Origin of the sequence: Streptomyces mangrovisoli (genome assembly GCF_000974985.2) — a bacterium.
GTDB classification, from domain to species: domain Bacteria; phylum Actinomycetota; class Actinomycetes; order Streptomycetales; family Streptomycetaceae; genus Streptomyces; species Streptomyces mangrovisoli.
Map to the genome: position 1 here is coordinate 33963 of NZ_LAVA02000066.1, position 10666 is coordinate 44628.

10 protein-coding genes are annotated in these 10666 nt (G+C 69.7%); 3 read left to right on the forward strand and 7 right to left on the reverse strand.

The window, feature by feature from the left end; all coding sequences use genetic code 11:
• Positions 1-3: 3 nt before the first annotated feature.
• From WN71_RS25870 to WN71_RS25885, 4 genes are all read right to left on the reverse strand, one after another.
• Positions 4-1596 (reverse strand): ABC transporter substrate-binding protein, encoded by a 1593-nt coding sequence (locus WN71_RS25870; protein ID WP_046585690.1) that lies wholly within the window; start codon positions 1594-1596, stop codon positions 4-6.
• 134 nt (positions 1597-1730) lie between these two features.
• Positions 1731-2666 (reverse strand): VOC family protein, encoded by a 936-nt coding sequence (locus WN71_RS25875; protein ID WP_046585692.1) that lies wholly within the window; start codon positions 2664-2666, stop codon positions 1731-1733.
• An 11-nt stretch (positions 2667-2677) separates the two neighbouring features.
• Positions 2678-3547 (reverse strand): fumarylacetoacetate hydrolase family protein, encoded by an 870-nt coding sequence (locus WN71_RS25880; RefSeq protein ID WP_046585694.1) that lies wholly within the window; start codon positions 3545-3547, stop codon positions 2678-2680.
• 183 nt (positions 3548-3730) lie between these two features.
• Positions 3731-4402, reverse strand: coding sequence for a GntR family transcriptional regulator (locus tag WN71_RS25885; RefSeq protein ID WP_046585695.1), 672 nt, complete (start codon positions 4400-4402; stop codon positions 3731-3733).
• A gap of 117 nt (positions 4403-4519) precedes the next feature.
• On the opposite strand from WN71_RS25885, the gene WN71_RS25890 reads away from it, so the two are divergent.
• The 3 genes from WN71_RS25890 (at position 4520) to WN71_RS25900 (ending at position 6223) form a co-directional block, all read left to right on the forward strand.
• The gene (locus WN71_RS25890) at positions 4520-5239 is read left to right on the forward strand and encodes an SDR family NAD(P)-dependent oxidoreductase (protein WP_046585698.1); all 720 of its coding nucleotides are present in this window, start codon (positions 4520-4522) and stop codon (positions 5237-5239) included.
• A gap of 90 nt (positions 5240-5329) precedes the next feature.
• The gene (locus WN71_RS25895; RefSeq protein ID WP_046585700.1) at positions 5330-5737 is read left to right on the forward strand and encodes a VOC family protein; all 408 of its coding nucleotides are present in this window, start codon (positions 5330-5332) and stop codon (positions 5735-5737) included.
• Positions 5738-5815: 78 nt separating this feature from the next.
• Positions 5816-6223: an FKBP-type peptidyl-prolyl cis-trans isomerase gene (locus WN71_RS25900; protein ID WP_046585702.1), complete on the forward strand. Its 408-nt coding sequence runs from the start codon at positions 5816-5818 to the stop codon at positions 6221-6223.
• Positions 6224-6258: 35 nt separating this feature from the next.
• Here the strand turns inward: WN71_RS25900 and WN71_RS25905 are convergent, their stop codons facing one another.
• From WN71_RS25905 to WN71_RS25915, 3 genes are all read right to left on the reverse strand, one after another.
• Entirely contained in the window at positions 6259-6663 is a 405-nt protein-coding gene (locus WN71_RS25905) for a hypothetical protein (RefSeq protein ID WP_143074878.1), read from the reverse strand.
• A gap of 51 nt (positions 6664-6714) precedes the next feature.
• Positions 6715-7584, reverse strand: coding sequence for a PRD domain-containing protein (locus WN71_RS25910; RefSeq protein ID WP_046585705.1), 870 nt, complete (start codon positions 7582-7584; stop codon positions 6715-6717).
• A 106-nt stretch (positions 7585-7690) separates the two neighbouring features.
• A complete protein-coding gene (locus tag WN71_RS25915) occupies positions 7691-9808 on the reverse strand; it encodes a glucose PTS transporter subunit IIA (protein WP_046593038.1) in 2118 nt (705 codons plus the stop codon).
• Positions 9809-10666 lie beyond the last annotated feature (858 nt).

Sequence of the window (10666 nt, forward strand, 5' to 3'; positions counted from 1 at the left end):
GTCTCAGGAGGAGAGACCGATGCGCCGCATCTCGAACGCGGGCGAGAACGACAGCAGCCGTACGGTGTCGAGTCCGACGACCTTGCCGCTCGCGATCAGACCGTTGTCGGCGTCGGCGAGGGGGATGTGCACCGGCTTCTCGGTGAGGATCTTGTTCACCTCGTGGAAGGCCTGGTCGCGCGCGTCACCGAGCGCGGCGCTGTCCGCCTTCGCCACCGCGTCCTTGAGGTAGTCGGGCACGCCACCGCTCTGCGGCATGGTGGTGAGACCGGAGCGGATCATCGCCGCCGGGTCCCAGGTGTCCACCGATCCGATGTAGGTGTCGTACTTTCCGGACTGCCAGCCCTGGATCAGCCCCGCGAAGTTGGACTGGGTCTCGATGCTCGCCGTGATGCCGACGTCGGCCAGCTGCTGCTGCAGCACCTCGGCGTTGGTGGTGGAGCCGGCGAGGGCCAGGATCGAGATCTTCAGGCCGCTCACCCCGGCCTTCTTCAGGAGCGCCTTGGCCTCGGCGGGCTGGGCCTTCAGCTCGGCCGGAGCGTCGAGCGCGGAGTCGTACCCCGCGTTGGACGGGGAGAACGCCTGGACGGACGGATCGCCGGTGCTCTGCAGAACCGTCTTCGTGTACGCGGTCCGGTCGATGGCCTTGCTGATCGCCTGCCGGACCTCCAGCTTCGCGAGCGGGGAACCACCCGTGGTGTTGACCTCCAGGAGGTACTTCACGGCCTTGCGCGAGTAGAAGGTCTGCAGGCCCGCGCTCTTGACGAGGCCGTTCGCGGTCGTCGCCTGCCCGAGGCCGATCGCGACGACGTCCAACTGCCCGCCCCGCAGGGCGTTGAGTCGGGACTTGGCGTCCATGATGGCCTGCACCTCGAGGCGCTTGGCGAGGCCGGAGCTCGTGTCCCAGTGCTTCGCCACCCGGTCGAAGACCATCTTCGACTGGGTCGCGCTGGTCAGCGTGTACGGGCCCGAACCCGCCGGCTTCTTGACGAGGCTGCCGTCGGTGGCACGCTTCGGGTTCACGACGGAGGAGATCCGCGGATCCCCCGCGAGATCGGAGAGGAAGGAGTACGAGGGGGCGGAGAAGGTGAACTTCACCGTCGTGGCGTCCACCGCCTCGACGCCCTTCAGTGCCGCCAACTCCCCCGCGACCAGGGAGGACTTGTCGTTCTTCGCCCGCTCGACGCTCGTCTTCACGGCGGCGGCGTCCAGCTTGGAACCGTCGTCGTTGAAGACGGCGTCGTCGCGCAGCGTCATCGTCAACTCGGTGCCGTCGTCGTTGTACTGCCACTTCGTGGCGAGCATCGCCTTCGGGTTCAGCTTCTCGTCGAGCTGGAGGAGCTGGTCGTAGACCTGGGGCAGGGTGTAGTTGCCGCCGCTGCCGATGTTCTGGATCGGGTCGAAGTTGGTCGACAGGCTGTCGATGGCGATCTTGACCGTGGCATTGCGGTCCACGGTGCCGTTGCCGGCCGCCCCGCCCTTCTGCTCGGTTCCGCCGGACGAACCACAGCCGGTGACCGCCAGGGCCAGTGTCGCGGCGAGCGCGCCCCCCAGGAACTCGCGCCGCGACCGCTCAGTGCGGTGGTACCTCTTCATTGAGACCGTCCCTTTGACGGCGCGCCCGCGCCGCGATCGATGTACACACGTGCGTTGGGTGGATGGGGAGAGGTGAGCTGGATGTGCCGGGCCGGCGACGGTGCCGGCGACGGGTGTTGCTGGCTGTTCCGAGATCAGTCGACGTGGGCGCCGGACATGTGCGCGGCGAGGTCCTCGGGTGCGAGGAAGGAGTCGGGCGGCTTCGGGCCCCAGTTGTAGAGGGACTTGATGCCGTCCCAGACGCCCGGCTCCCACAGCTCGTCGTCGACGATGCAGTCCATGTCGGAGTAGTACTCGCTGAAGTTGCCCGCCGGATCCTTCAGGTACCAGAAGAAGTTGGAGCCGATGTGATGCCGGCCGAGCCCCCACACGTGCCGGTCGGGGTGCTCCTCGAGCATCGACATGGCACCGCGGCCGATCTCGTCGACGTCGTCGACCTGCCACGAGGTGTGGTGCAGCAGCGTGACGGGCGCCGCCTGGACCAGGACGTTGTGGTGATCGGTGCTGCACCGCATGAACGCGGCCTGGTCCTTGACCTCGTCGCTGACCTTGAAACCGAGTCCCTCGGTGAAGAACTTCTGGCTGCCCGGCTGGTTGGTGGAGCCGAGCACGACGTGGCCGAGCTTGCGGGGACGAACCCGGTGGGTGCGCTCGATGCCGGGGGCCCGTTCGTTGAGCCGCGCCTGCCGTCCGGGCCCGTTGTGGACGACGGGCGCCGTGGGCGTCTGCACGACACGGGGCCGGATCTCGACCGAGACCTGGACGTCGGTGCCGGGTTCACGGGTGCTGAGGGAGCCGTCGCCGCGCGAGACGTCGAGCCCCAGACGCGCCAGCTGCGAGGCGATGCGGTCCAGGTCGTCCTGGTCGTCCGCGCCCACCGTCATGGCGAGCAGACGGCGTCGGCCGGCGTGCGCGATGTGCAGCTGTTCGCCGCCCTCGACCGTGGCGAGATGTGTCGTCCCGTCGGCGTCGGTACGAGTGACGTCAAGACCGAAGTCCTCGTAGTAGCTGGTGACTTCGGCGATGTTCGGGACGCCGAAGGTCAGCGAGGCCATTCCGTGGAGAGGCATCCGGTGCTCCTTCAGGCCGAGGCGGTGGACTCGTAGCCCTGCACGAGCGGGTTCTCCAGGCGACCGAGACCCTCGACCTCGGTGAGCAGGGTCTCCCCGGGGCGCAGGAAGCGCTTGGGCGTGCGGCCGTTCCCGACACCGGCGGGGGTGCCGGTGAAGATCAGGTCGCCGGGGTGGAGCGTGCAGACACCGGACAGGTAGGCGACGATGCTCGGCACCGAGAAGATCAGCTGCTTGGTGCGGCTCTCCTGGAGCACCTCGTCGCCGACCCAGCCACGGATCGCGAGATCGTCCGGGTTCTCGATCTCGTCGAGCGTGACCACGGCCGGGCCGACCGGAGAGAAGCCCGGGTAGGACTTGCCCAGCGAGAACTGCGGAACCGGCATGCCCCGCATCTGCACCTCGCGCTCCGAGAGGTCCTGGCCCACCGTGAGGCCGGCGACGTAGGACCAACCGTCCGCCTCGGCGACCTGGTACGCCTCCTTGCCGATCACCGCGACCAGTTCGGCCTCGAAGTCGACGTTCTCGGTGGGCAGCGTGACCGTGGCGGCCGGCCCGGCGAGAGAGCTCTGGAACTTGGTGAAGATCAGGGGGTGGTCGGGCGCGGGGACGTTGGACTCCGCCGCGTGGTCCGCGTAGTTGAGACCCACCGCGAAGATCTGCCGGGGCTCGGGCACCGGCGTGCCGAGGTCCGCCGGCTCGTACGCGATCCGCTCGGCGCCCTCGACATCGGCCTCGGCCACCGCGGCCGAGAACGCCGCCCAGTTGTCGAGGACGGAGCGGGCACCGGGTCCGAACACCCCGTCGGTCAGCCGCTCCACGTCCACGGCTCCGCCGTCGACGAGCAGCACGGCCCGGCCGCCCAGGTTCGCCAGTCGCATGTGATCAACCCTTCAGGTGCTTGGCACCCACGCCGTCGGTGGGTCCCTTGGCACGGCAGTCTTGACCCGGACCATCGATATGGCAAGAGAAAATCGAAAATCCATAGTCAGATCATCCCCCGGATCGCGCACCGGGCGCCCCGCCGGGCCGGGCGCCCGCCAGGCCGCCCGCCAGGCCGCCCGTCAGGCCTGGTTGGCCGCCGACATCGAGGCGATGAGCAGATCGGTCGTCAACTGGATGTGCTGCGCGGTGAGTTCGCAGGCCTGGTCGGCGTCCCGGTCAAGGGCCGCCTCGCAGATCCGACGGTGTTCCGCGGCAGCGTCACGCTCGGCACTGACCCGTACGGCCCAGGCGCGGTAGAGCTCGGCCCTGTCGTACAGCTCCGCCCGGAAGGCACGCAGCAGCGGGCTGGCGCAACCCGCGGCGACCGCGGCGTGAAAGGCCGAGTGGGCGGAGCGCCAGCCCCGGTTCAAGGCACCGTCGGCGAGGGGCGCGGTGCGCGCGAGGTGGTGATGCGCCGCGACGACGGACGTCTCCCAGGCGAGGTCGCCCTCGTCGACCGCACGCCGGATCATCAGGGTCTCGACCTCGATGCGCACCCGCGTGAGGTCGGCGAGGTTCTCCGGGGACAGTCCCATCACCGCGAACCCCTGCTGCGGAGCAGCCGTCACCAGGCCCTGCTGCGACAGGCGCGTGAGGACTTCGCGCACGACCGAGAGGCTGACGTTCAACCGCTTCGAGAGCGGCTGGACGAGCAGGCGCTCCCCCGGCTCGAGGATCCCCATGAGGATCTCCTCACGCAGTTCCACCTGGACGTCCTCGACGAGTGAAGAGCCGACCCTCTGCCGTTTCATGCGCGCAGTCTAGAGCCGGACCATCCAGGGAAGAAGCGGAATCCTTCAGCGAATTAGATCTCCTGTTGGAAAATCGATTTCTGTGATAGACAGCGACACACAGGAGAGGGGAACCCCATGACTGCGAGCACTGACACCGGCGTTGCCGTCGTCACCGGCGGCGGGAGCGGGATCGGCCGGGCCTGCGCGGATGCGCTGGCGGCCGCCGGCCACCGGGTCGCCGTACTCGACCTGTCCCCGGGCACCTCGGGCCCGCACCATCCGGTCGTCGCGGACGTGACGTCCACCGCCTCGCTCGCGGCGGCCGTCGCCGAAGTGGAGCGCGCGCTGGGTCCGGTGTCCGTCGTCGTCCACGCCGCGGGCATCAGCGGACCGTGGCAGGGCCTGCTCGATCTGCCCGAGTCGACGTGGAACCAGATCATGGACGTCAATGCCGGGGGGACCTTCCGGGTCTGCAAGGCGCTGCTGCCCGGCATGGTCGAGCGCGGCTACGGCCGGGTGGTCCTCGTGGCGTCCGTCGCGGGGAAGGAGGGCTCCGCGCTGCTCCCCGCGTACAGCGCTTCGAAGGCCGCCGTCATCGCGCTGGCCAAGGCGCTGGGCAAGGACCTCGCCACGTCGGGCGTTCTGGTCAACGCCGTCACGCCGGCGGGCATCGACGCGGGGATGACCCATGAGAACAGTCCCGAGATCCAGGACACCATGCGCGCGGCCATCCCCATGGGGCGCCTCGGCACCGCCCAGGAAGTAGCGGCTCTGGTGGCGTGGCTGGCCAGCCCGGCGTGCAGTTTCTCGACGGGCGCGGTCTTCGACCTGTCGGGCGGCCGCAGCACGCACTGACGCCGTACGAGACCGCGAGCACGCACTGACACCGTACGAGACCTTGAGCACGCACTGACGCCGTACGAGACCGCGAGCGGAAGGACCCTCATGACCGTGGACCATGTCGGCCTGTCGGTCGACGACCTGGCCGGGATGACCGAGTGGTGGTCCGCCGCCCTCGACGCCCGCGTCGACTACACCGTCGACCGACCCGCGATCGCCATGCGGGCCACCGTCCTCATCGACGCGGACGGTTTCCGCCTCGAATTGCTGCACCGCGTGGGCAGCCGCCCCGCCCACCCCCGCTGGGACATCGCCACATCGCTGCTCAGCCACGGGTTCGGCCATCTCGCCCTGCGGGTCGACGACGTGCCGGTCGCCTACGACCGCCTCCTCGCCCTGGGCGCCACCGCACTGGCAGAACCGTCCGCGGGCAGCCGCCCGGGCATGACCATCGCGTTCGTCGCCGACCCGGAGAACAACCTGATCGAGATCGTCGGTCGCTCGTCGACTTGAGCCGAGCTGTCCGACGCCTCATCCTCGGTATCACCCGGGCGCCGGGCCATGGTGGAGAAGAGAAGTGACGAGGCTGCGATGAGTGACCCGACGAAGCCCGAGGTCGACGTTCCCGAGGGGGACGCTCCCACCGAGCTGGCCGTGCGGGACCTGGTCGTCGGGGACGGGGCCGAGGTCAGGCCCGGCATGGTGGTCAGGGTCCACTACGTCGGGGTGACGTTCGCGTCCGGCAAGGAGTTCGACGCCTCCTGGGACCGCGGTGAGCCGTTCAAGTTCGGCCTGGGCAGCGGCAAGGTCATCAAGGGCTGGGACCGGGGGGTGCGGGGGATGAGGGTCGGTGGCCGACGCGAGATCGTCGTTCCCCCGCGTCTCGGCTACGGCGATCAGTCGCCCTCGCCCCTGATCCCGCCGGGCTCGACCCTGGTCTTCGTGGTGGACCTGCTGGACGTGTATTCCAGCACGACCGGGTGGAGCAGGGCCCGCTGAGCCCGGCCGCTCCCCCGGACGACGTGGTGTCGGGCCTACTCGGCCGCCTCTCCGAACACGGCGTTGACCAGGCCGGCGTCTCCCGCGTAGACGCTCATGGGCTGCACCTTCCCGTCGGCGAGGGTGAGATTGAATCGGGCGACGCCCATGAAGAGGGGCTTGTCCGCGGGGGCGATCGTGGTGGTGGCGAGCGGGATCGTCAGCGTGTCGTTGCCGACCTTGGCTTCCCACGTGGCGTCCGCGGAGTTCGACAGGCGCAGTTCGCCCCACTTCGCCTTGACCTTGCTGTCCGGCGTCACGAACAGGGCACGCAGCCGGAGTTCGACGCCGTCGTGGAAGTCGGCCACGTCCTTCGCCGGGCTGACCGGGGCCTTGCGCGCCGCGGCCACCCAGCGCAGGAACGGAGCCGTACTACCGAAAGATGATCTAGAGATGGTCACGGGGCGCATGATCGCACTCCGCGTCCCTGCTCTACAAGGCGTATGCGCCGGTCACGCGGCCACGCCGTCGGCCTCCATCGTCATCCGGGCCACGTGCAGGGCCAGATAGGAGATCTCGTCCTCGCTCAGGCGCTGCCCCAGGCGCAGTTCGGCGATCGTCGCCAGTTGCTGCGCGGTGTGGGTGGCCTCCGGGTAGAGCTGGCGGATGCCCTCGCCGATGGTGGACTCCTCGCCCGTCAGCTGCCGGTGCTGCTGCATCCGTACGAAGAGGTAGCGCACGTGCGTGATGAAGCGGGCCACGCTCACGGACTCGTGGGAGAGCTCCAGGCCGTACCGCTCGCGTACGACGGAGAGCATCTGCTGGATGACCCCGGTCATCGTGTACGTGAAGGACAGGTTGCCCGAGACGAAGCCCGCGTTGACCAGGTGCAGGGCGAGCGCGACCGCCTCGGAGGCGTCGAGCCGCGGGGACACCCGCTCGTTGATCGCCCGCAGCAGCAGCTGCGCCTGGGCGTACTCGGCGGCGTACAGGGTCTGCACCTCGGCACGCAGCGGGTACTCGATCTCGATGCCACGGGCGGCCCGGTCCAGGGCGCCCGCGATGTGGTCGGCGACGGCGATGGCCAGGGTCGGCCGGGTGGACGCGTGGCCTTCGATGCCGGCCTCGGCGAGGGCGGCCGAGACGGCCTCCAGGACCTCGGTGCTGATGAGGTCGCGGGCCTCGGTGAGCCGGCCGAGGTCGGGCTCGATCTCGGCGTCCCGCTCGTCGGCGGGGACGAAGACCTGCTCGATCAGCGCGGGGTCGACCGGCTTGCCCTGGTGGGAGTTGAAGCCGATGCCGCGCCCGGTGAGGATGACCGGCTGTCCGTTCTCGTCGCGCGAGAGGACCACGTTGTTGTTGAGGACACGCAGAGCCTTCACCGCAGGCCCTCCTTTCCGTCCGTTCCCCATCTTCTCGCGGATCGACGCGGCGCGCGCCCGGCTCCCGTGGAGGGAGCCGGGCGCGCGCCGCGTCCGGTGCGGATGATCACCGTCGTACGGTCACGACCGGGGCGCCGGCCAGGACGTCCTGGCCGATGTGCGGCTCGACCGAGGTGATGTCCACGGTGTTCAGGACGGTCATCAGGGTCACGGCCGGGTGGCCGGCGGCGCGCACGGCGCCGAGGTCGACCTCGGCGAGGAGGTCGCCGGCCGCGATCTTCTGGCCGGGCTCGACGCGGACGTCGAACCCTTCGCCCTGCATCTGCACCGTGTCGATGCCGATGTGCACGAGGACCTCGATGCCGTCCGCGGTGCGGATGCCGTAGGCGTGGCCGGTCTCGGCGACGGTCACCAGCTCACCGTCGACGGGGGCGACGATGTGGCCGTCGGCCGGCTCGATGCCCACGCCCTCGCCGAGCGCGCGGGAGGCGAAGACCGGGTCCTCGACCTCGCCGAGGCCGATCACATGACCCGCGACCGGGGCCGTGAGTTCGACGGCCGGGCCGGTGGCGGCGCCGGTCGCGCCGGCGGTGCCGGTGGAGGCGGTGGCGGCAGAGCCGGTGGGCGTGGCGGTCACCGTGGCGGTGGCGGTCGCCGGGGCGCCGGCGGTGACGAGCTCGCGCTCCTCGGCCGGGGCGGCCTGGGCCGGGATCTCGCCGCGGGCGGCGGCCTCGGCGGCGTCACGCTCGGCGTTGGCCTCGACGCGCTCGTCCTTGGTGCGGTAGTCGGAGAAGTACACGAGAGCCATCGAGGTGACGAAGGCCGCGGTGATCGCGATGATGTACTTGATCATCGGGTTGAAGACCGGGATGGTCAGCAGCGAGGTGAAGGCGAACGCGTTGGTGTTCACGCCACCCAGCAGGCCGATGATCACACCGCCCACGAGGCAGCCGACGAGCATGCGGGGGTAGATCCGCTTGAAGCGCAGGTGGATGCCGTAGAGCGAGGGCTCGGAGATACCACCCAGCAGACCGGCGGCCAGGGCGCCCGTGGCGGTCTGGCGCATGTCCTTCTCGCGGTGACGGATCGAGAGCAGCAGGACACCGGCGGTGGCGCCGAAGCAGGCGAAGTTCCACGTGCCCATGGGGCCCTGGATGAAGTCGTACCCGAGGGTGTTGATGTTGACGAGCATCAGGGCGTTCAGCGGCCAGTGCAGACCCAGCGGCACCAGGAACGGGTACAGCATCGGGATGACGATCGCGAAGACGATCGGCGCGTGGCCGTTCAGCCAGGACAGACCCGTGCCGAGGCCGTTGCCGGCCCAGACGCCCATGGGGCCGATGAGGAAGGCGGTCAGCGGGATCATGATCAGCATGCTGAAGAACGGCACGAAGACCATCTGGACGTTCTCGGGGAAGATCCGCTTCAGGCCCTTGTAGACCAGGGCCAGCAGCGCGACCATCAGCAGCGGCACGAACACCTGGCCGCCGTAGTCGTTGAGCTGCATCGGCAGCCCGAAGACGTGCGCCACGGACTCCGTGGTGCCCAGCGTCGAGTTGACGTGGGTGGTGACACCGGGGGTCTTGGACCCGATCATGCCGGTGAAGTTCGGGGTCATCACCGCGGCCATGACCGTGGCGCCGACCCAGGGGTCGATCTTCAGCTTCTTGGCCGCGTTGTACGCGACCATGATCGGCAGGAAGTACAGCACCGAGCGCCACATGGCGTCGACGAAGACCCAGCTGGCGGACTTGTTCGCGGCGCGGAAGTCGACCAGCCCGAAGGCGTCGAGCATGGAGGCGATCGCGATGATCAGCGAGGCGCCGAGCAGCACACCGAGGAGCGGGCGGAACGAGTCCGAGAGGTACTCGAAGAAGTTGTCGAGCCAGGCGTAGCGGCCGCGGCCCTTCGAGCGGGCCTCGGCCTTGACGTCGGCGTTGCTCTTCGGGGCGGGCGCGGCGCCGCGCATCGCGGGGAGGTTCATGATGTCGCTGTAGACTCCCGCGACGGCTCCGCCGATGACGATCTGGAAGCGGTCGCCGGACTGCGGAACCGTGCCCATGACCCCGTCGAGGGCGTCGAGCGCAGGCTGGTCGACCTTCTTGGCGTCGTGGAGCTGAAAACGCAGTCGGGTCGCGCAGTGCGTGAGGCTCTCGATGTTCTCGGGTCCGCCGACACCGCGGAGGATCTTCTCCGCGAGCGTCTGGGGCTTGGATGTACTCATGGTGCGTCCTTGCATCCCTGTTCTTGCGATCTTGCTTCGGTCCGTGATCTCGCACGCAAGGACCGAGGCATGAAAAAAGGCCCAGGTAGCGCACGGGGCGCCACCCAGGCCTTGCCTCCCTCGAGCGGATGCCACGCCGCTGGGAGCGACGATCGGATCCATAGGGAGTAACAATCCTGCGATCGAGATCGATCGGAATTGACTATAGCAGCGGGGCGTGGCCGTGGGGAGGGGGTCGGCGGGGCCCCTGGGACGACCGGATCGCGGGCCGGTCAACACCGCCCGGGTGATGGGAAGTTCGCCGGGCCGGGAGGGCCGAGCGTGACCGGAGACACAGGTTTGACGCGAGCCTTCCGGGGGCAGCAAGGGGGTTCGGCGCGACGGGGGACGGGTTTGGGGCGGGCCGCTCAGGGGGAACGGGCCTGCCGACCGGGGCTCGGGCGCCGATCCACCGGGCGATAAGGCCCCGGCCCGGACCGCACCACCTTACCGGCCTCCGCACCGCCGTACGGCCCTCGCCCGGACCGCACCGCCGTACGGCCCCGCCCGGACCGCTCGGCGGTACGGCACCCCGTCCGGCCCCCGCAAAATGCTGGTGCGCACCGTCCCCGTGTGGTTACCTGAAGCCATGACCGTGCTCGTGATGCGCCGCCACGTGGACTACGTGCGTGTCACCACCACCGGTTGTTCCGCCGTGAGCTGACGCCGCGCTCCGGCCTTCGCCCCGCCTCTCCTTCCCACCGCACCGCAACCGCGCCGACCGCTGCCCGATCGCAGCGCATCGACGGCTGCTCCCGTGCCGTGCCCGGCTGGAGGCCCCGCGGCTCCGCCCCCGCCTCCCCCCGCCCCGCCCCGCCC

Bases quoted from the DNA above. Each gene is read 5' to 3' on its own strand.
- WN71_RS25875 (WP_046585692.1), bottom strand. From the start codon at position 2,666: ATGCCTCTCCACGGAATGGCCTCGCTGACCTTCGGCGTCCCGAACATC.
- WN71_RS25895 (WP_046585700.1), top strand. From the start codon at position 5,330: ATGACCGTGGACCATGTCGGCCTGTCGGTCGACGACCTGGCCGGGATG.
- WN71_RS25870 (WP_046585690.1), bottom strand. From the start codon at position 1,596: ATGAAGAGGTACCACCGCACTGAGCGGTCGCGGCGCGAGTTCCTGGGG.
- WN71_RS25915 (WP_046593038.1), bottom strand. From the start codon at position 9,808: ATGAGTACATCCAAGCCCCAGACGCTCGCGGAGAAGATCCTCCGCGGT.
- WN71_RS25885 (WP_046585695.1), bottom strand. From the start codon at position 4,402: ATGAAACGGCAGAGGGTCGGCTCTTCACTCGTCGAGGACGTCCAGGTG.
- WN71_RS25880 (WP_046585694.1), bottom strand. From the start codon at position 3,547: ATGCGACTGGCGAACCTGGGCGGCCGGGCCGTGCTGCTCGTCGACGGC.
- WN71_RS25900 (WP_046585702.1), top strand. From the start codon at position 5,816: ATGAGTGACCCGACGAAGCCCGAGGTCGACGTTCCCGAGGGGGACGCT.
- WN71_RS25890 (WP_046585698.1), top strand. From the start codon at position 4,520: ATGACTGCGAGCACTGACACCGGCGTTGCCGTCGTCACCGGCGGCGGG.